At 60.1% G+C, this 20,131-nt stretch carries 17 protein-coding genes; 10 read left to right on the plus strand and 7 right to left on the minus strand.

From position 1 onward, the window contains the following. The first annotated feature begins 78 nt into the window (after positions 1-78). A complete protein-coding gene (locus tag IPI01_13450) occupies positions 79-2,040 on the plus strand; it encodes a carboxypeptidase regulatory-like domain-containing protein (GenBank protein MBK7258774.1) in 1,962 nt (653 codons plus the stop codon). Between the two features lie 28 nt (positions 2,041-2,068). Here the strand turns inward: IPI01_13450 and IPI01_13455 are convergent, their stop codons facing one another. Both IPI01_13455 and IPI01_13460 read right to left on the minus strand, forming a co-directional pair. Beyond that, complete coding sequence (locus IPI01_13455; protein MBK7258775.1) at positions 2,069-2,353, minus strand: NAD(P)/FAD-dependent oxidoreductase; 285 nt, start codon at positions 2,351-2,353, stop codon at positions 2,069-2,071. 20 nt (positions 2,354-2,373) lie between these two features. Then, a complete protein-coding gene (locus tag IPI01_13460) occupies positions 2,374-3,318 on the minus strand; it encodes an aminoacetone oxidase family FAD-binding enzyme (protein MBK7258776.1) in 945 nt (314 codons plus the stop codon). 113 nt (positions 3,319-3,431) lie between these two features. On the opposite strand from IPI01_13460, the gene IPI01_13465 reads away from it, so the two are divergent. The 7 genes from IPI01_13465 (at position 3,432) to IPI01_13495 (ending at position 11,698) form a co-directional block, all read left to right on the plus strand. Next, a complete protein-coding gene (locus IPI01_13465) occupies positions 3,432-3,890 on the plus strand; it encodes a hypothetical protein (protein ID MBK7258777.1) in 459 nt (152 codons plus the stop codon). Between the two features lie 10 nt (positions 3,891-3,900). After that, complete coding sequence (locus tag IPI01_13470; GenBank protein MBK7258778.1) at positions 3,901-6,219, plus strand: carboxypeptidase-like regulatory domain-containing protein; 2,319 nt, start codon at positions 3,901-3,903, stop codon at positions 6,217-6,219. A 283-nt stretch (positions 6,220-6,502) separates the two neighbouring features. After that, positions 6,503-7,222: an energy transducer TonB gene (locus IPI01_13475; GenBank protein ID MBK7258779.1), complete on the plus strand. Its 720-nt coding sequence runs from the start codon at positions 6,503-6,505 to the stop codon at positions 7,220-7,222. Between the two features lie 420 nt (positions 7,223-7,642). After that, the gene (gene glgP / locus IPI01_13480; protein MBK7258780.1) at positions 7,643-9,760 is read left to right on the plus strand and encodes an alpha-glucan family phosphorylase; all 2,118 of its coding nucleotides are present in this window, start codon (positions 7,643-7,645) and stop codon (positions 9,758-9,760) included. A gap of 130 nt (positions 9,761-9,890) precedes the next feature. Continuing rightward, entirely contained in the window at positions 9,891-10,439 is a 549-nt protein-coding gene (locus IPI01_13485) for an RNA polymerase sigma factor (protein ID MBK7258781.1), read from the plus strand. Further along, the gene (locus tag IPI01_13490) at positions 10,436-10,885 is read left to right on the plus strand and encodes a zf-HC2 domain-containing protein (GenBank protein MBK7258782.1); all 450 of its coding nucleotides are present in this window, start codon (positions 10,436-10,438) and stop codon (positions 10,883-10,885) included. The genes IPI01_13485 and IPI01_13490 overlap by 4 nt, the downstream gene beginning before the upstream one ends. A gap of 12 nt (positions 10,886-10,897) precedes the next feature. Further along, positions 10,898-11,698: an energy transducer TonB gene (locus tag IPI01_13495; protein MBK7258783.1), complete on the plus strand. Its 801-nt coding sequence runs from the start codon at positions 10,898-10,900 to the stop codon at positions 11,696-11,698. A gap of 2 nt (positions 11,699-11,700) precedes the next feature. Here IPI01_13495 and IPI01_13500 read toward each other — a convergent pair whose 3' ends face one another. Next, the gene (locus tag IPI01_13500) at positions 11,701-12,000 is read right to left on the minus strand and encodes a hypothetical protein (GenBank protein MBK7258784.1); all 300 of its coding nucleotides are present in this window, start codon (positions 11,998-12,000) and stop codon (positions 11,701-11,703) included. Positions 12,001-12,173: 173 nt separating this feature from the next. Between IPI01_13500 and IPI01_13505 the strand changes: the two genes are divergently transcribed. Next, positions 12,174-13,379 carry a Re/Si-specific NAD(P)(+) transhydrogenase subunit alpha gene (locus IPI01_13505; protein ID MBK7258785.1) on the plus strand — a complete coding sequence of 402 codons (1,206 nt, stop codon included), beginning with the start codon at positions 12,174-12,176 and terminating at the stop codon, positions 13,377-13,379. A gap of 181 nt (positions 13,380-13,560) precedes the next feature. Next, positions 13,561-16,827: a PD40 domain-containing protein gene (locus IPI01_13510; GenBank protein ID MBK7258786.1), complete on the plus strand. Its 3,267-nt coding sequence runs from the start codon at positions 13,561-13,563 to the stop codon at positions 16,825-16,827. A 142-nt stretch (positions 16,828-16,969) separates the two neighbouring features. Here the strand turns inward: IPI01_13510 and IPI01_13515 are convergent, their stop codons facing one another. From IPI01_13515 to IPI01_13530, 4 genes are all read right to left on the minus strand, one after another. Beyond that, positions 16,970-17,434 (minus strand): dihydrofolate reductase, encoded by a 465-nt coding sequence (locus tag IPI01_13515; protein ID MBK7258787.1) that lies wholly within the window; start codon positions 17,432-17,434, stop codon positions 16,970-16,972. Beyond that, a complete protein-coding gene (thyA, locus tag IPI01_13520; GenBank protein MBK7258788.1) occupies positions 17,431-18,243 on the minus strand; it encodes a thymidylate synthase in 813 nt (270 codons plus the stop codon). Before thyA ends, IPI01_13515 begins: the two co-directional genes overlap by 4 nt. Positions 18,244-18,317: 74 nt before the next feature. Continuing rightward, complete coding sequence (locus tag IPI01_13525; protein ID MBK7258789.1) at positions 18,318-19,085, minus strand: ABC transporter permease; 768 nt, start codon at positions 19,083-19,085, stop codon at positions 18,318-18,320. Then, on the minus strand, positions 19,082-20,059 hold the full coding sequence (locus tag IPI01_13530) for an ABC transporter ATP-binding protein (protein ID MBK7258790.1): 978 nt from the start codon (positions 20,057-20,059) through the stop codon (positions 19,082-19,084). Before IPI01_13530 ends, IPI01_13525 begins: the two co-directional genes overlap by 4 nt. Positions 20,060-20,131 lie beyond the last annotated feature (72 nt).

Genomic DNA, 20,131 nt, shown 5'->3' on the forward strand with positions numbered 1-20,131 from the left:
TCCTCGCGCGTTCCCGGCCTTCTGGCGGGTTGATCCTGTTGCACACGAGAAGTATACCGACTCTGTGGAGATCGTGCCATGAGAAGACTCTTCGCCATCCTCCTGCTGGCAACCGCGGCAAGTGCCCTGACCCTTGCGCAGAGTCCGGTCACGCCTGCGAACCTTGTGGCACAGTCCCCCGCAGAGATCCCGAGCCGCATCCTGCTTTTCTGGAACGCGTCCTCGACCACTTCTTCCACATTCTTCCGGGTGTACCGCTCCATCGGCGACACGCTGTCGTTCCAATGGATCGGCGTGACCCAGGGGAACAAGTTCGAAGACCGGGCGGTCACCCCGGGAACGCAGTACCAGTACTACGTCACCTCTACCGTCTTCGTCGATAGCACCCTCAGGGAAAGCGGAAGAAGCAACGTGGCGGCCGTCCGCGCATACGCACTGCCGACCGTCGCACGCGGTGTGATCACCGGCAAGGTGGTGGATCAGAACACCGGCCTGCCCATCCCCAAAGTGCGCATCCGTTTCTTCAAGGTCCTTCTGGCAACGAACAGGCTGTTGGAGACGGGGACCGATGCCACGGGTCAGTATGCCGCGCCGCTCGACACCGGCACCTACCTGATCCGGGCTGAAGAGGCATCGATATCCATCGCGGGCCCCCAGCATCAGCCTGAATGGTATGACGATGCCATCCTGCCGGAGAATGCGAATCCCGTACAACTCGTCGCGGGCGACACCATCCGGGCGAATTTTACCCTTGCCGCTCTCGGTGGACAGTCCTTTTCCTATGTCAGTGGCATCGTGACCGATGCCAGCGGGACCCCGCTCGCGGGCGCCGCGGTTGCACTGGTGCGTCCGATCCAGGAGATGAACGCGGCCGGTGCGATCACCGGCGCAACACCCGGCATAGGCGATGAAGCACGGAACATCCCCGGTATCGGCTACGCCCGGGGCGTGGTGTGGATGGGAAACACCAACCTCCAGGGAAAGTATTTCGCGCAGGTCCTCAGCGGACGGCCCTACATGGCGCTGGCCGCGAAGGACGGCTACATTCCTGAGATCTTCAGCAATACGACCGACCCCACGCAGGCAACGATCCTGTACGTGCAGGACGACACCACCGGGATCAATTTCAGTCTTGCCCCTCGCGGGAACAGCGCCGGCACCATCCAGGGGACGATCACGGATGAAAGCGGGAGCCAGATCCCCGCACGCATCATCCTCTTCCCCCGTCCGAAATCCGGCAACGAAGTCGCGCCGGTGTTCGTGTACTCGGATTCCGTCGGTGGATTCATGTATAACTTCGTACCGGCCGACACGTACACGGTGCTTGCGGTCCCGTACAGCGACTATGGTTCGGCGTACTACAAGGCCAACACCACCGGTGTCGTGTCATGGGTGGACGCCGATACGGTCGTGGTGAACGGTGCGCCTGTCTCCCTGCGCATCACGCTGGCACAATTGCAGGGCGATGGCCTCACACGTATCAGCGGGCGCGTTGTGAATGCCAGTCAGGCGCCGCTGGCCGGTGTGCGGATCACCGCGCGCATGGGTGACGGACGCCTTGCGGGATACGGCCTGAGCGATCCGGCCGGACACTATGCCATCGATGCGTTGTCCGCCGGAACACTGACGCTGTTCGTGGACAGATTCCGGTTCAATCTGGTACAGTCGCCCGTCACCGTTCCATACTCCACCTACGCGGTCGACAACGTGGACTTCATCCTCACCGGTTCATTCCCGACGGGGGTCGAAGAAGGGACAGGCGTGCCGCAACACTCGAGGCTCTTTGCGAATTACCCGAACCCGTTCAATCCTTCAACGACGATCCGCTTCGACCTCGCCGCACAGTCCGAGATCAGCCTCTCGGTCTATGACGTGCTCGGCCGTGAGGTCACGCGGCTTGCCCAGGGGGTTCATCCGGCGGGGTCGTACAACGTGCAATTCGATGCGGCGGGATTGTCGAGCGGTGTGTACTACTATGTCCTCCGTGCCCGGGGCGGCAGCAACTATACGAGCACAGGCAGGATGCTTCTCCTGAGGTAAAAGCAATTCAGATATCAGATATCTGATATCAGAATTCGTTGTGATCAAGGGCGGCGGTCTCTCCGGCAACGTAGCCGGTCGAGAACGCCGCCTGCAGGTTGTATCCCCCGATCGGCCCGGCGATGTCGAGCACCTCGCCACAGGGATACAGTCCTTTCACGATCCGTGACCGCATCGTGCGGGGATCCACTTCGTTCAATGCGATCCCGCCCGCCGTGACCTCTCCCCGCTCGATCGGCACATGTGCTACCCGGCCCAGCGGCCACTCCTTCAACCTTCGTACGATCGCCCTTCGCGCATCCCGTGTGAGCACGTGGCCACGCGTCTGAGGGTCTACATCGATCCCCCCAGGAATGCATCCACAAGGCGGTTCGGAAGCCATGCATCCAGGACCGTACCAATGGCACGCTGCCTGTGCTCCTGCACGACGCGGCCCAATTCATGGTCCAGGTGTTCGAACTCAAGGCCGGGAAAGAGGTCTGCCACGATCGAGACGGGTGCCTTCTCCTGCGCTGCCGCGGCTGCCCTGCTGATCTCCAGCGCGCACGGCCCCGACAACCCTTCGTGGGTGAAGAGGACGTCGCCGTCCCATGCGGCGAGACGCTTTCCGTTCTGCACCGCGGAAAGACGGCAGTCACGGAACGAGATCCCCTGCCAGGCCCGGGGAAGAGCCGGCTGCACCTGTATCGGCGCCAATGCAGCCCGCAGGGGCACGACCGTGTGACCCAGGGATGCGGCCCATCGATATCCGTCGCCTGTCGTGCCGGTCTTCGGGTAGGACGATCCCCCCGTTGCAAGGATGACCTGGCTGGCCGGGATCACGCCATCGTCGCAGAGGACACCGGTAACTGCGCCATCCACGGCCTGGATGCCGTTGACGCGCGTATGGTGCCGCACGCGAATGCGCTCGTGGTCAAGCAATCCATTGAGAACACGCATGACGTCTTTTGCCATACCATACATGGGGAACACTCGACCATTTTCTCTGGTCTCTGTGCTAATCCCCTTATCGTTCAGCAGTTTGACAATATCATCATTCGTGAAGCGGTGCATCGCCGGCTTCAGGAAGCGTGCTTCGGCAGGAATGAATGCACGAAGAACATCATCCCGCGTGCCTGCATGCGTGATATTGCATTTTCCGCCGCCGGAAATGAGGATCTTGGTCCCCGCGCGGCCATTCCGCTCGAGTATGATCACAGATGCGCCACATGCAGATGCTTTCCATGCAGCTATAATGCCGGCGCCGCCGGCGCCGATAATGACTATGGGAGGTGTCATGGTATCAAGGTACTCAACTCTTCCTTGATGTCCAAGAAGGGTGATGTCTGCCCTTGACTTCCCATGCCCATGGTTGTATCTTGGTGAAGAGCACATCCGTAGGGAGAACAGGAATGAAGAGCAGAGACGGATCACTGAACAAGAATCCGCTGGGCGTGACCATCGGATCGAATTTCGCACCGCCGCCGACCGCACGGGCCGGCTCGCCGCTCTATGGCGATCAAGGTTCGCTCATCGCGAAACTCACCACCGCTGCACAGCAGTACCTCACGAACGGACAGAGTGCTCTCGCCTTCGACTCCCTCATGGAGGCGTATCTCATCGACCCTCTCGACCCACGCGTGATCTCGTGCGAACAATCGGTCCTCCCTGCATGGGAGAAATACCGCACGGATGGCATCGCTGCTGTCGCCAGAACACCTCAACGGATGAGCGACGAGGACCGCCTTGCCCGGCTGAAGGCAGAACGCGATGCAACACGCACTGCCATCGAGCGGCGCATGTGGGACCAGGCATCCGGCCCGGCACGCACGTCGAATCCCCCGGGCACACCACTGAACGGAAAGCGATAACGGTACGCCCGTGACGTGGCAGATATCCCTGCTCCTTCTCTGTATCACCGTGTCTGCCACGGGCGAAGAACGTCATGCGTTGCACGGGCGGATCGCCGACCGCACAACGGGTGAACCCCTTCCCGCTGCTCATGTCCGTATCCTGAATTCATCGCGCGGCACCATCACCGGCAGCGCCGGCGGCTATGCACTGCAGCTCGAACCGGGCAACTATCGGGTGGTCGTCCGCATGCTCGGGTACCGCCCCGATACATCCCTGGTCTCTATCCACGGCGACATCCGCCACGACGTTCTGCTCGATCCCTCCGATATCGTCCTCCCCGAGGTCCTCGTCACATCGGAGGATCCGGCGGTGGAGATCATCCGGCGGGCTATCGCCGCAAAGAGGGCATGGATCAGCCGGCTCACCTCGTTCCAGTCCAACGGATTCACACGGCAGGTCCTTCTCCGCGATACCAGCATCGCCAGTATCACCGAGTCCTTCACCACCGTGTACTGGCAACAGGGCGATACGCTTCGCGAGGTGGTGAAACAACGGCGACAAACCGAGAACGTGAAAAGCTCCTTCAACTTCGCCTCTGTCGGCCAGATCGTCAATTTCAACGAGGATGACGTCCGTTTCCTCGGCTATACCTTTGTCGGCCCCACTTCCGTCGATGCGCTCGACTACTACGCGTACAAGCTCCTGCGCACGGAGAAGAACCGGGGGCACGATATCTATGTCATCCAGATGACACCCCGGAGCCGCACCACGCCGATGTTCAACGGCACCATCCGCATCGCCGATGTTTCCTATGCTCTGATGGGCGTCGATGTGGTCCCCAATGAAGTGTTCGCGATCCCGTTCGTCAAGTCGCTGAAGGTCCGCTATCGTCAGCAGTTCTCCCTGGAACAGGAAGAGTTCTGGTTGCCGGCGGATATCCGGATCGATGGACACGCGAAGATCAGTGTTGCCGGCTTCTCCTTCCCGGCCATCGGCTTCCAACAGTCCTCGATCCTGTCCGACTATGCCATCAATCCATCCCTGCCGGACAGCATCTTCCGCCGCCCACGCCTTACCGTGGATTCATCGGCTGTCCGACTCGATTCGACGTTCTGGAAAGCGAACGACGTCCTCCCTCTCTCCCCCGAAGAAAAGATCGCCTACGCATCGCTGGACAGCACCAGGACACTGGCCGTTCAGTTCCGGCCGGGCGGTATCTCGGCCACCATCGGCGGCGATGGCGGAACCGCGGCTTCCGTGCTCTCATTCCTGGATCTCTCCTTCAACCGTGTGGAGGGATTCCACCTCGGCGTGAAGTACGAGAACGAGCGCATCCTGCCACTCCTCGGGATCGACGCTGGATTCGCGTACGGGCTCTCGGACAAACGCACGAAGTATCGCCTGGGCGTAACGGTATTTACCTCCGCCGCACACCATCTCGGGTTCGGCGCGGAGATCTACCGGACGACGGACCACCGCCCTGGCGGCGACGACTATGGCACGATCGCAAACTCGGTCACGTCCCTCCTCTCACGGAACGATTACCATGACTATCACGAAGCCGAAGGATGGAAGGGCTTCGTACGGTTTTCCTCCGGACGAAGGCTGACGGCGCAGCTTTCCCTCATCAATGAGGACCATCGCGCCGTGGGGAACAGGACATCGTTTTCGCTGTTCGCGCGCTCGCGTTCCTACCGGGAAAACCCCCGTGTGCCGGAGGGTACCCTCCGGGGATTCCAGGTCCGGGCACGCATCGGTAACCCGCCCGTGCCGCTTGACATGATCAGAACCAACGCGCTGGAATTGTCCGTCGAACATTCGACCCCGGCACTCCTCTCGAGTTCGTACGACTTCACGCGCTACGAAGCACATGGCACACTGGTGATCCCGACGTTCGCACCGGGCCTTCTCTTCCGTCCGGACCTCACGCTGATGGTCTCCGCAGGCGATCTCCGCGGAACACAGGTACCCATCCAGCGCCTGTTCAACATCGAATCTTCGTCCAGCGGCTACGGACCGTCAGGGGTCATGCGCAGCATGGACGTGAAAGAGTACGGCGGAACCGGCTATCTCGCTGTGCACGCCGAGCACAACTTCCGTGCGTTGCCATTCCTTGCCCTGGGCATTCCGTTCCTGTACGAGAATAACATCGAGTTCCTGATGCATGGTGGCGCCGCACGGACTTGGTCGACCGGCCGTACCGTGAATCCGTTCAGGACCGGCTGGTTCTCGGAGATCGGCTTCGGGTTCAATCGGATCTTCGACATTCTGCGTGCCGATCTTTCCTGGCGGCTCAACGAACCCCGGCCTGTGCGCATCACACTGGGTGTTGTCCGCATCCTGTAGTGCCGGTACCAGAGAGCGTTCCAAACGAAGCGCAGGCAGGACCGTTGCTGGAGTGAGCATCCTGCACGTTTCCCGTTGTGCACCGTGCATTCTGCACGGCCGCGTATCTTCGCAACGATCCTGCACTTGCGTCCTCTTCCCCGCTTTATGATAACCTGCCGATGGAATTCTGCATGATGTGACGGTCCCTGCTGTGCGAACAGCGTGGGATATCTGCGTTCTGTCATGGCACGTCCTTTGTACTCTGCATGGGTGAGAATCCCACACAACTCAGGAGGCGATCATGGCTGCCACGGCTATCCGGTACGGAGCGATCGAACTGAAGGAATCGGCCCAGCGGTTCTGGGTCACCGGGTTCATCATCTCGCTCGCGATCCACTCAATGATCCTCAGTGCGTTCCACCTGGATCTGTTCCATGTCGGGACCGACGTGAGGAATATCACCATGCGTCCTCTCACGATCGATCCGCGGATCCGTCTTGACCCGCGGATCCCGGGTATCACGACGCCTCCACCTGCCACGGCTGGGACACCGCGTATTCACAGCGAGCGCGCGAATCCTGTTGCAGTCCCGGATGAGAAGGCAGATCCGGAGAAAGAGCTTGCGACCCAGGAGCAGATGGCGTTGCAGGTGGACCCGATCGCCAACGGAGCGGGTGAGGGCTCAGGAGCAGGAACAGGCATCATCACAATGCCGGGTCCGGGCGACGAGACACCGGTGCCGTTCGAAGCGGTGGAGAAGATCCCTGAGATCATCACACGCGTCACACCGACGTACCCGCCCCTTGCTGTCAGGGCAGGGATCGAAGGACGTGTCGTTGTGCAGATGCTCATCGGGAAGGATGGCCATGTGCATGAGGCAGCGGTCGTGCGGTCGTCGGCCGACTGTTTGAACGATGCTGCTCTCGAAGCAGCCCGCGGCTTCCTGTTCACTCCCGCGTACATGAACAACGGCCCCGTTGCCGTATGGATCACCGTACCCTTCAACTTCAGACTGCGGTAGCACCGATCGGGGGGAAGCTGTGAGCAGGACACCCGGGAGGCAGGGGAACGGAAAAGGAGACGGCCTCCCGGGTGTGCCTTTTGGAATCGCTTCCAAGACTGCTTCGCCAACAGCCCACGCTGTGTATCCCATCATGCGGCATACCCTTTGCAATACTACATCAAGATTCGACGCCCCGGGAAGAAACACGCGGCGAGAATCGCCAAAATGATTGAAATTTGGCCAGTTCAACCAGAAATCGGGAATCTTTCTACGTCTGACTCTGGCTATTATTGTGCAATGTTCCAGCTTCAGTCAATATTGCTGACTGTCACCCAGGTGTCATCATTGAATTTTTTGGGCCAATTCCCTATATTTTTCCTTCTTCACAACTGAGGAGTCAGACAGCCCGTGGCACTCAAAAAGGTATCCGAGAAGCAGATCGATCAAGCGATCCAGGATCTTCATGAACTCGCCTACAACCTGTGGCATTCATGGAATCCAGCCGCACAGCGGATATTTCAGGAGCTCTCCCCCTTCTTCTGGGAAGACACCAACCACAATGCCGTGGAGGTGATGAACTGGATCTCCGGACCGGAGCTCAAAGGTCGACTGCAGAATCCGGATTTCTTTACCCGGGTTGCAGCGGTCTGCAAAAGTTACCGTGATTACATGAAACCCAAGGGCACCTGGGCCGACAAACACGCAACAGCCCTGAAGCATGCCCCCGTTGCGTATTTCAGCGCCGAGTTCGGCTTGCATGAAAGCCTCCGCATTTACTCCGGCGGCCTCGGCATCCTTGCCGGCGACCACGCGAAATCCGCCAGCGACCTCGGCCTCCCCCTCTACGGCATCAGCATCTTCTACCGTCAGGGATACTTCCGCCAGCAGACCAGCAACGAGGGGTGGCAGCAGGAATTCTACCCGACCTTCGATCCTGCCCGGCTGCCGCTCCGCCCGGTGAACGACAAGAAGGGGAACCGGATCATCTGCAGCGTGCCGATCGGCAATACAAATGTTGACTTCCAGGCCTGGGCAGTTGGGGTCGGACGCGTGACACTCTTTCTGCTCGACACCAACCTGCCGCAGAACAGCCAGTTCTACCGCGATCTCTCCGCCCACGTCTACGGGGGCGATCAGGTGAACCGCATCGGGCAGGAGATCCTGCTCGGCATCGGCGGTGTGCGGCTGATGCGCAAACTCGGTATCAACCCCTCGATCTTCCACATGAACGAGGGACACTCAGCATTCCTGACGCTGGAACTCTTGCGCGAGCAACTGCAGGCGAAAAAGCCCCTCGTGGAAGCACAGGCGTTCGTCAAGAAGCACTGCGTGTTCACGACCCACACTCCTGTACCGGCCGGCCACGACAAGTTCGACCGCGGACTGATGGAAGCGCATCTCGGCCCGTTCGCGTCCAGCATGGGAATGTCCATCGACGATATGATGGCCTATGGCCGCGTCCACCAGGAAAGCCCCGGCGAAGGGTTCACGATGACGGTCCTCGCGCTCAAGATGTGCCGCGTGGCGAACGGCGTGAGCGAGTTGCATGGCCGGGTGAGCCAGGAGATGTGGAAAGACCTGTACCCCGACATCCAGGTCAGTAAGGTGCCGATCGGGGCGGTCACCAATGGCGTCCACATCACCGGCTGGACATCTCCGACCGCATCGCAGTTCTGGTCCACCCAGCTCGGCCCGAAGTGGATCGAGAAGTTCCGCGACGGAAAATACTGGAAGGAGACCCTCGAATCCAAGAAGCTCTCCGACGCAGAACTGTGGGGGCTGCGCACGGCATTGCGCCGCGAGCTCGTGGAATTCGCACGCCGGCGCCTGCGGGAACAGAACCTGCGCCACAACACGAATGACGTGGCAATGTACGACAACATCCTGTCGCCGGATGTGTTCACGATCGGGTTCGCACGCCGCTTCGCCACATACAAGCGTGCGCCCCTCCTGTTCAGGGACCTCGGCTGGGCCATCAAGGTGCTCACGGATAAAGAGAAGCCGGTCCAGATCATCTTCGCAGGAAAGGCACATCCACGGGATGATGCCGGCAAGCATTTCATCCAGGAGATCATCAACATCACGAAACGCGTGGACCTCTTCGGCCGTGTGGTGTTCGTCGAGGACTACGACATCAACGTCGCGAAATACCTCGTATCAGGCGCCGACGTCTGGCTCAACACACCGCGCCGGCCGATGGAAGCCTGCGGTACCAGCGGCATGAAGGTCATGATGCATGGAGGCCTGAACCTCAGCACCATGGACGGATGGTGGCGTGAAGCGTACGATGGAGAGAATGGCTGGAAGATCGGCGAGGATACAACAGCGAGTTCGGACCAACTGCAGGACGATCTCGATGCCGCTTCGCTGCGCGCCGTGCTCGAGAACCAGGTCATCCCGCTCTTCTACGACCGCGGGAAGGACGGCATTCCCCACAATTGGCTGAAACGCGTCCGCCATGCCATGGCCTCCCTTGTCCCGGTCTTCAATACGGACCGGATGGTGGTGGACTATACACAGAAGATGTACCTGCCCGAAGGGTCGAAGCGCAAGTAGCTTCCAACCAGCCGGGATCGTTCATGAAACCGGGGCCCACGGCCCCGGTTTTTTTATTGCCCCCTCAGCAACTTTCCGGATGCTTGTGCATCTTAAAGGAAAGCACGGATCTCAGGCCACGGATATGCCCATGGATATGGCAACAGACGCACAGCTTCTGGAGCGGCTCCTCCGGGGCGATACGCGGTCGCTGGGCGAGATCTACGTTCGCTACCGTGTCCCCCTCTTCAGATTCTGTCTGCGTATGGTCAGGGATACTGCCCGCGCCGAAGATGCCGTCCATGATACCTTCGTCAAGCTCGCCCGCCAGCACACCGGTATCCTGAGGCCGGAATCGCTCAAGCCGTGGCTGTTCCGGGTTGCCCGCAACGAGATCTACATGGTGACGCGCCGGGCAGCACCGATGCCTCTGGCGGAGGCGGAGGAGGTCCTGGACCCATCAACGCCACATGACATCCTCGAACGGGCCGAACGCGATACCGTTGTTCACCTGATGCTGGAGGCGCTCCGGCCGGAGTACCGGGAGGTCCTCATGCTCCGGGAGTTTGAAGAGATGCACTACGCAGAGATCGCCATGATCACCGGGTCCACGGAGAGTGCGGTGAAGTCAAGATTGTTCAAAGCACGGCAGGCACTGGCAGGGCTGATGGCCGGATCGCAGAAGGAGCGGATACGATGAACACCTGTGAGCATTATGAAGAAGCATTGAGTGCCTACATCGACGGCGCGCTGAGCGATACTGCATGCGCAGAACTCTTCGCGCACCTTGGCGCATGCGCATCATGCAGACGGTCCTTCGCGGCGATGTCCCTGATCCGGACCCGCCTTGCCGCGGCACCTGCACCGGAGGTGCCCGAGCGCCTGGACCGCCGCATTCGCCGGCTTCATGCTGCGCCGGCTGCGCGGGTATCGCGGTTGCGAACGGTCTGGACGCAGCGCTTCACCATACCGGCCCCGGCATTCGCTCTTGCGCTGCTGATCGCCTCCATAACGATCCTTGCATCCGTTCTGTGGCTGAAAACAACACCGGCGACCGCCGGAGAACAACAGGTCATGTATATCATGAGCATGCCGGCAGTGGAAGTGGAAGGCGTGCCGGATCATTCCTCTTCACGTGTTCAATAGAAGGAAACTACCATGAAGATCATCATCGGCCTCATCGGAGCAAGCATCATCGCCTGCTCATCGGTCGGGATCGCCCAGGAAGGTGCCCAGGATGTCGCCCAGGTCGTTGCGCCGGGTGGAAAGACAACGGGACAGCAGCAGGTCCCGGACAATGTCCTTGTCGATGTACAACCCGCCGTCATCAAACGAGTGGAGCCCGTCTATCCGCACGATGCACTGGCAAAAGGAAGCGAAGGGAAGGTGTGGGTCAAGATCCTGGTGGACACTGCGGGGCGGCCAGCCCAGGTGGAGATCCTGCAGTCAGAGAACGAGTACTTCGATCAGGCCAGCATCACGGCAGCACGCCAATGGGTCTTCTCTCCAGCACTGAAGGACGGCAGACCTGTGGCCGTCTGGATCACGCTGCCCTTCAAGTTCAAATTGGCCGATAAGGAAGGCACGGACCGGTCACAGCGTGGCGCGCCCCAAGGATCCCACCAGGCCGAGGAGTTCTTGAAAAAGGTGGACATGATCTTCTCCGGCGACCAGTCGGCCCGGGCAACGATCCATCCGGAAGCCTATCTCGTGGATGGTGCCCGGTTCGTGAGCCTGCATGAAGCGTTGTTCGGGAAGGAAAAGGGGAAGTGTTTTGCAGGGGAAACGAAGCGTCAGCGGTCGTTCATGAAGGCAACGATCGCGGATGATGGGACATCAGCACTGCTTGTTCTCGGGACAGGGGATGCGAAAAAGGGAGGGCAGCGCTGGCATACGATCGCCTGGAGCCGCGAAAAGGGCGGGGAGTGGAAGGTCACCCATTGGCATACGACACGCTAGGGTCACTGGCCGCCGTTCTTTTTCTCCTCTTTGGCGATCTTGCTCAGGATGGACTTCTTCAAGGCGGAGCGCTTCCGGGGCGATACCGGGGGCGTTGCTTTGGTCGTGTCCGGAGTACCGCCGTCAACGATGAACAATTTTGAACACATGGTTCCTTTGAACCGACCTTCGCGCTGGCATTCAAGGTGGTGCTTCAGGATGTCCTCGTAGTTGGCTGACCCGGGGGAAAGCCAGAAATCGTCGAGGTCCGTCCCGCATTCCGTACAGAAGGTTTTTTGAGGCCGTTGTACCTGTTTTGCCATACGTGCTCTCCAAAGCATAAGCAATATACCGAAACCGTCACACTTATCAAACCGCCGCCGGGCCGTCCTGGTTCCTGCCTTTGCTTGCCGAAGAGCAGTTTTTTTTGTACCATGCCCCACTCTCTCCATGCGATCCAACACACCGTTTCATATCCGGAAAGGCAGCGAGGCGCATGAAAATCGGTATCCTGAAGGAAACCCGCCCAGGTGAAACACGGGTGGCTCTCATCCCGGCCCTCCTCCCTGCTCTTATTCGGGATACGCACGAGGTCATCTTCGAAACAGGCGCCGGAACCGCTTCCGGGCTGGCGGACGATCTGTATGCAAAAGCCGGAGCCAGGGTCGTAAAGACGGCTGCATCGGTGTACAAAGAGGCGGACATCATCTTCAAGGTCCAACCCCCGGCCACAACCGGCGCGCGGGGCAAGAGCGAGGCGGATCTCCTCCGCGAGGGCACGACATACATCGGTTACATGGCCCCGCTGGCGAATCCGGACCTGGTCAAGGCCTTCGAGAAGAAGAAGATCACCGCCTTCGCCATGGAATACGTTCCGCGCATCACCCGTGCCCAGAGCATGGATGCCCTCAGCTCGATGGCGACGATCGCCGGGTACAAAGCGGTCCTCCTTGCGACCGAACACCTCGGGAAGATGTTCCCGCTCCTTATGACCGCCGCCGGCACGATCCCGCCGGCAACGGTGCTCATCCTCGGTGCCGGCGTCGCGGGCCTTCAGGCGATCGCTACGGCGAAACGTCTCGGCGCAAAAGTGGAAGCCTTCGACCCCCGCCCCGCCGTGAAGGATCAGGTGAAGAGCCTCGGCGCAACATTCGTGGAGATGGAGATGCCCGCGGATGCGGAGACGAAGGGCGGTTACGCGAAGGAAATGTCAGCCGAGTTCCTCAAAAAGGAACAGGAAGCGATCGCCGCACGCCTCCCGAAAGTGGATGTGGTGATCTGTACGGCCCAGGTCTTCGGCAAGCGCGCACCACTCCTGATCACAAAGGCGATGCTTGGCGCGATGCGCCCCGGCACGGTGATCGTGGACCTGGCCGCGGAGCAGGGCGGCAACTGCGAACTCACACAGGCCGGCGAAGTCGTCCATCACCAGGGTGTCGCGATCGTCGGAGCAGTGAACCTCCCCGCGACCATCCCGTCCGATGCCAGCTTGATGTACTCCAAGAACGTCACGAATCTCTTCGCCACCCTGTTCCCGAAAGGGGCGTCCACGCCGAACTTCGAGGATGAGGTGACCGTTGGCGCATGCATCACGCGGGAGGGCGCGATCGCGAATGAGAGCGTTCGTGCAGCCCTGAGCCCGACCAAAGCAGCACAGGCCGCACGGCCCACAAAAGCAGCAAAGGCCCCGAAGAAGAAGTAACATCGCTCTTCTATTATAGATCTGCGCCGTGGACGCCCCCCCGGGCTCCACGGCGCTGCCGTTTCCGCAACTTTCCCCCCCTTCCGCCCGTACATATATGTTGCCTCATTTGATGTGTCCGGTTTCGGGGGGAACCACAGCATTTTACTATCCGTCGTACTCACGGTATAAGGACCACCGTATGTCCCGCATACTCTTCCTCCTTTCCGGCGTCCTCACACTCTGCGTCTCTCTGACGGTCGCACAGGATGAGACCCGCTTGCTTCGCTTCCCGGCGATCCACAACGACCGCATCGTCTTCACGTACGGCGGCGACCTGTTCACCGTGCCTGCGGCTGGCGGCGTTGCACGCCGCCTCACATCGGACATCGGGTACGAGATGTTCGCCCGTTTCTCCCCCGATGGGAAGGAGATCGCCTTCACGGGACAATATGACGGCAACACCGAAGTGTATCTCATGCCGGCCGAGGGAGGGATCCCGCGGCGTCTGACCGTGACCGCCACCCTCGGACGCGACGACGTCTCCGACCGGATGGGCCCCAACAACATCGTGATGGCCTGGCGCGACAACAATACCGTCGTCTACCGTTCACGCATGATCGAACCCAACGACTTCATCGGCCAGCTCTTCAGCGTCAGCCGCACCGGCGGCCCCTCAACACAACTCCCGCTTCCCCGCGGAGGGTTCTGTTCGTTCTCCCCCGATGGCAAGAGCATGGCCTACAACCGGGTGTTCCGCGAGTTCCGCACATGGAAACGCTACCGCGGTGGACAGGCGGACGATATCTGGATCCACGACTTTGCAACAAAGACCACAACGAACGTCACCAATGATCCGGCCCAGGACATCATCCCGATGTGGTCGGGGACCAGGATCTATTTTGCTTCGGATCGCGACGAACGCAAACGGCTGAACCTCTATGTGTATGATACCGCCACACGCGAGACGAAGAAGCTGACACAGTTCACAGAATTCGACGTGAAGTTCCCGTCATTGGGGAACACCGCCATCGTCTTCGAGAACGGAGGCTCCCTCTACACGCTGGACCTCGCGACGGAAGCCGTCAAGAAGGTTCCGGTCGCGATCAAAGAAGACTTCGACAGCGGCCGCGGCGGCCTCCGCGATGTCAGCAAAGAGGTCACGAATTTCGAGATCGCACCGGACGGCAGCCGCGGACTCTTCGGTGCGCGCGGTGATGTCTTCACGGTGCCTGCGGAACACGGTCCCACCCGCAACCTGACCGCCACACCGGGTGTTCACGAACGTAACTCGAAATGGTCGCCCGACGGCAGGTGGATCGCGTACGTAAGCGATGCGACAGGTGAGGATGAGATCTATATCGTGCCGCAGGACGGCAGCGGCCCGGCCATCCAGCTCTCCAAAGGCGGCGATACGTACAAGTACCAGATCGCATGGTCACCCGACAGCAAGAAGATCCTCTGGGCCGACAAGAAACAGCGGCTCCAGTTCGTGGACGTCGATACCAAAGCCGTGACGGTCGTCGCCCGATCGAAGGACTGGGAATTCACAGACTACTCCTGGTCGCCCGACAGCAAATGGATCGCATTCGCACGTCCCGAAGAGAAACGGATGACGACCATCCAGCTCTATTCCGTTGAGAAAGGGACGACGCACGAAGTGACGGACGGCTGGTTCAGCTCCGGCGAGCCGGTCTTCAGCGCCGATGGCAAATACCTCTTCTTCGTCTCGGCACGCACATTCAACCCGACGTACGGGCAGACCGAATTCAACCACGTCTACCTCGACATGTCCCAGATCTATCTGGTGACCCTCGCCGCCGACACCCCATCGCCCTTCGCACCGAAAAGCGACGAAGTGAAGATCAAGGAAGAGAAGAAGGAACCGGCAAAGAAAGAGGAAGCCGACAAGAAAAAGAAAGACTCCGCCGTGGTGGTGAAGGTCGACCCCGACGGGATCGGCACGCGCATCGCCGTTCTGCCCGTCAAGGCCGCCAACTACCGCAACCTGCAGTCCGTCGGCGACAAGTTGTTCTATGTCCGTGCCGGCCGCAGGGATGAACGCCCGGTCCTGCTCGTGTACAATTTCGAGAAGGAGAAGGAAACAGAACTGGGCACGGTCGGTGGATTCGAGATCTCGGCGGATGGCAAGAAGATGATCGTCGGTGCCGATGGTGGCTATGCGATCATCGACCTCCCGTCTGCCAAGATCGATATGAAGGAGCGGCTCAACCTCGGCGACATGAAGGTACGGCTCGACCGCCGGGCGGAATGGAACCAGATCTTCGCCGAGAGCTGGCGCCAGATGCGCGACTTCCTGTTCGCGCCCAACCTCCACGGGGTCGATTGGGCAGGGATCCGCAAGACCTATGAGCAATTGCTGCCATACGTGAATCACCGGACGGACCTGACGTACATCATCGGCGAGATGATCGGTGAGCTGAACATCGGGCATGCGTACGTCGGGGGGGGCGACTACCCGAAGCCCGAGCGCATCCCGACCGGTCTGCTTGGTGCAACGCTCGAACGCGACGGCGCCTCGGGGTACCCGAAGATCGTCAGGATCCTGAAAGGCCAGAATTGGGACCGTGCGCTGCGATCCCCGCTCACCGAGATCGGCGTCCGTGCGCACGAAGGCGACTTCATCATCGCGGTGAACGGTCGGTCCACGCGCGACATGAAGGACATCTACGAGTCGCTCATCAACACGGCCGACAAGCAGGTCACCCTTACGCTCAACAGCAAACCGTCCACCGAAGGAAGCTGGACCACCGTTGTCGTTCCTACGGCCAGCGAACAGCAGCTGTACTATTACAACTGGGTCCAGAAGAATATCGAAACGGTGTCGGCGTCCACGGATGGCAAGGTGGGCTATGTGCACATCCCCGACATGGGCGTGCCCGGACTCAATGAGTTCGCGAAGTATTTTTATCCGCAGGTCGGCAAAGAGGCGCTCATCGTGGACGCGCGTGGCAACGGCGGTGGCAACGTCTCGCCGCAGATCATCGAACGGCTCCGCCGCGAGATCGCCATGATCGATATCGCACGCAACGGCAGCCCATCATTCGATCCGGGCGGTATCATTCCCGGCCCGAAGGTCCTTCTGCTGAATGAATTCTCCGCGTCGGACGGGGACATCGTCGCGTACCGGTTCAAGACCCACAAACTCGGACCGGTGATCGGCAAGCGGTCCTGGGGCGGTGTGGTGGGCATTCGCGGATCGCTTCCGTTGCTCGATGGAGGAACGCTGAACAGGCCCGAATTCTCACGCTACGATGTGGCGGGCAAGGAATGGATCATGGAAGGGCACGGCGTGGATCCGGACATCATCGTGGACAACGATCCGGCGAAAGAATATGCCGGTCAGGATGAGCAGCTCGACCGGGCGATCGCGGTGGTGAAGGAAGAGATGAAGAAACATCCGGTGGTGATACCGCCGCCGCCGCCGTACCCCGATAAGAGCAGATAGTCTCTCAGGGCAGCGACAAAAGCAAAAGGGAAAGAAGGCAGAGCGGGATATCGATCTCCTGCCTTTTTTCCCTTTGCCATTTTCCGGCTCAGCCTTGTGCCTCTCTTCCCCCACATCTTCCGCTCTTCGTTGCTCCTCCTCTTCACCCTCTCACGTAGTCCTCAAACCTGTACCCCTCATGCTCTTCACGGGACACAAGAGTGAAGACGGTGCCCAGCAGATGGGCATAGGCGGGAAAATACGTGTCGGCATCCGGTTCCTGGTCCACCACCGTCAGGTAGAGCCGGTCCGCTTTCGGCAGCAGCTGCCTGTACACCTCGCCCCCGCCGATCACGAATACCACACCCTCACCCTTCAACGCTTCCAGGGCCGCGTCAACGGATGCATAGGTCTCGACTCCGGGGATGTTCCTGCGCGTGATCACGACATTCCGCCGGTCGACCAGAGGTTTGCCAAGGGAGTCCCATGTCTTCCGCCCCATGAGCACGGTGTGCCCTTTTGTGATCCGCTTGAACCGCTTGAGGTCTTCGGAGATGTGCCACGGCATGATGCCGTTCTTGCCGATGGCGCGGTTCCGGCCAACGGCTGCGATGAGAGCCAGTTTCACACCGCCACCGCGAATTTGATGCCGGGATGGGGGTCGTATCCGGAGAGCGTGAAGTCTTCGAACGTGAGTTCATGCATCGGCTTCGCGGCGATCTCGATGGACGGCAGCGCACGGGGCGAGCGCTTCAACTGCTCACGCAGCCCGTCCACATGATTCACGTACACGTGGGCATCAACGATCGTGTGACTGAACAGACCGACCCTCAGCCCTGCTTCGCGGGCAAGGATATGCGTGATCAGCGAATACGCGGCCAGGTTGAAGGGGATCCCGAGCGCGATGTCGCCCGAACGCTGGGTCAGGTGGCAGTTCACCTTCCCTCCCGACACATTGAAGACGAACGAGTAGTGGCACGGGGGGAGTTTGCTGCCAAAGGCGTTGCCCGGTTCCCACGCTGTGACGACCATGCGGCGGGAATGCGGATCGTTCTTCATCAACTCCACCACCTTGCCGATCTGATCGATCTCTTCCACTTCATACGCCTTCGTGTCCGGGTTCCAGCGGGCACTCGGGAAACGCCGCCAGTACCGCCCGTATGCCGTGTCCAGGTTCCCGTTCTCATCCGCCCAGGCGTCCCAGATCTTCGTGTGCTGGCGCAAATTCCTGATATGGTCTTCACCCGAAAGATACCACAGTACCTCGTACAGCATCGATGGGAAGTTCACCTTCTTGGTGGTCAGGAGCGGATAGCCCGCGGACAGGTCCACGGTGTAGTGCTCCGCAAAACTGGAGATCGTGTCCACGCCGGTGCGGTTGGTCTTGCGCACGCCATTGGCGAGGACGCGTTCCACGAGATCAAGATAGACTTGCATAGGAAAGGCTGCCGTTCAGTGTCCGTGTGTCGAAAAGGGTACCAAAAAGAGGGCCGAAATGCAACCAACAGCGTTCAGGCGCGCATCGGGTTGCGGATCGTCTGCACGGCCAGTGCGAACGAAATACCGAGGAAGACCAGAAAGGCACCTGCCTCACAAAGGACAACTCCCGGTGCACCAGCTCCCACGGTGGCAAAGCGCAGAACGTCGGTGTGCCACGTCAGTGGATTCGCGTAGGAGAAATATCTGAGCCAATCGGGCAGCCCATCCACCGGATAGAACATGGAGCTCCCGAACATCAGGAGGAAGTAGGCGACATTCAGGAAGGTATTGAACATGTCATTCCTTCTGATCCTGATGGCGAACGTGGTCAGAAAGAAGAACCAGCCGGCGGTGCCGAGCACCTGGACGACAGCAACGAGCAATAAACCGGTCCACAGGATCGGAGCACCAAGGATCACCGCGGCGGCAACGATCGTGAGGGCCGCCTGCACGAGCGAGAGCAATGTATTGAACAGGATCTTGCCGATGAGGAACTCGGCCCTGGACATCGGATAGGTGAGGAATTCGTAGAAGATCCCGTTGTCGCGGTCGACAAAGAAACCGTACGACGTATTGATCGCGATACCAAAGCTCGCCATGGAAAGCACACCGGCGAGGAAGAATGCATTGTAGGCGACCCGTGTGCCACCGACATCAACACCCGTCGACAACGCGCTGTTGAGGCCGATGCCGAAGATCAGCAGATAGGCCAGCGGCATCAGGAGATCGTAGAATCCCCATGTCATGCTCGTCATGCGGATCCGGTATTCGCGGTACATCACCGCAAGGATCATCCTCATGGCTGCGGCCCCTCCCCCACGCTCCCGCTCCCTCCCAGCAATTCTATGAAGACATCCTCCAGGGAAGCGCTGTTCACTTCGAAATGCACGATCGGTTCGCACCGGGACAATGCATCGAGCAGCGCGAACGTGGCGCCGTTGGTCCCCTGCATGCTCATCGTCAGCGTGGTATGCGTCGTCGTGAGTTTCAGCAACGGGAAGGAACGTGCAACCTCAAGGATCTCCGGGCGCATCGATGTGAATGTGACGTTCACGTCGTACACTTCGCCCGCCATCGCCTTGATCTTCTGCAGATCTCCGCTTGCGATCGTCCGCCCGTGATCGATGATCGCGATCCGGTCACACAGCTCTTCGGCCTCCTGCAGGATGTGCGTGGTCAGGAGGATGGTCCTGCCCTGACGGGCGTGGTCGCGGATGGCGTCCAGAGTGGCGCGTTTGTTCACCGGATCCATCCCCGTGGTGGCCTCATCGAGGAACACCACAGGCTTGTCGACCATGAAGACCTTGGCGACCTGGACCCTGCGCTTGAGGCCGCCGCTCAGGTCGATCACCTTCTGGTTGCGATGCTCGATGAGCCCGAATTGCTCCATCACGGCGTCGGCCCGCGACTTGATCTGATGGCCGGGAATGGAGTGGAACCGGGCGTAGGTAGCCAGATTGTCGGCCACCGAAAGAAAGACCTCAACGGCGTTCTCTTGGAGGACGGCGCAGATGGATTCCCGAACACGGAGGGGGTGGGCTGTGACATCAAAGCCACATACTTCCGCCAGGCCACTGGTCGGCCTGACCAGGGTCGTCAGGATCCTCAGAAGGGTCGTCTTTCCGGCACCATTTCTGCCCAAAAGGCCGAAAATCTCCCCTTTTTCGATCTCCAGGCTCAGTCCATCAAGGGCGCGGACGGGATGGTCTGACCCCGGGTGGTAGGTCTTGACCAGGTCCTGTGCCCGGACCGCTATGGGAGTACCAGAAGGCATGGGTCAATGTACGGAAGAACCCCGTGGAGTGTCAAGGGCGTGAAACCGCCAACCCTTTTTTTTCGTATAGGT

The organism is Ignavibacteriota bacterium (assembly GCA_016707525.1).
In the GTDB taxonomy this organism is placed as follows: domain Bacteria; phylum Bacteroidota; class Ignavibacteria; order UBA10030; family UBA6906; genus JAGDMK01.

Excerpts from the sequence above, each read along its gene's own strand:
- IPI01_13505 (MBK7258785.1), top strand. The coding sequence starts at position 12,174 with ATGAAAATCGGTATCCTGAAGGAAACCCGCCCAGGTGAAACACGGGTG.
- IPI01_13500 (MBK7258784.1), bottom strand. The coding sequence starts at position 12,000 with ATGGCAAAACAGGTACAACGGCCTCAAAAAACCTTCTGTACGGAATGC.
- IPI01_13450 (MBK7258774.1), top strand. The coding sequence starts at position 79 with ATGAGAAGACTCTTCGCCATCCTCCTGCTGGCAACCGCGGCAAGTGCC.
- IPI01_13460 (MBK7258776.1), bottom strand. The coding sequence starts at position 3,318 with ATGACACCTCCCATAGTCATTATCGGCGCCGGCGGCGCCGGCATTATA.
- IPI01_13475 (MBK7258779.1), top strand. The coding sequence starts at position 6,503 with ATGGCTGCCACGGCTATCCGGTACGGAGCGATCGAACTGAAGGAATCG.
- IPI01_13530 (MBK7258790.1), bottom strand. The coding sequence starts at position 20,059 with ATGCCTTCTGGTACTCCCATAGCGGTCCGGGCACAGGACCTGGTCAAG.
- IPI01_13525 (MBK7258789.1), bottom strand. The coding sequence starts at position 19,085 with ATGAGGATGATCCTTGCGGTGATGTACCGCGAATACCGGATCCGCATG.
- IPI01_13490 (MBK7258782.1), top strand. The coding sequence starts at position 10,436 with ATGAACACCTGTGAGCATTATGAAGAAGCATTGAGTGCCTACATCGAC.
- IPI01_13465 (MBK7258777.1), top strand. The coding sequence starts at position 3,432 with ATGAAGAGCAGAGACGGATCACTGAACAAGAATCCGCTGGGCGTGACC.
- thyA (MBK7258788.1), bottom strand. The coding sequence starts at position 18,243 with ATGCAAGTCTATCTTGATCTCGTGGAACGCGTCCTCGCCAATGGCGTG.
- IPI01_13495 (MBK7258783.1), top strand. The coding sequence starts at position 10,898 with ATGAAGATCATCATCGGCCTCATCGGAGCAAGCATCATCGCCTGCTCA.
- IPI01_13510 (MBK7258786.1), top strand. The coding sequence starts at position 13,561 with ATGTCCCGCATACTCTTCCTCCTTTCCGGCGTCCTCACACTCTGCGTC.
- IPI01_13485 (MBK7258781.1), top strand. The coding sequence starts at position 9,891 with ATGGATATGGCAACAGACGCACAGCTTCTGGAGCGGCTCCTCCGGGGC.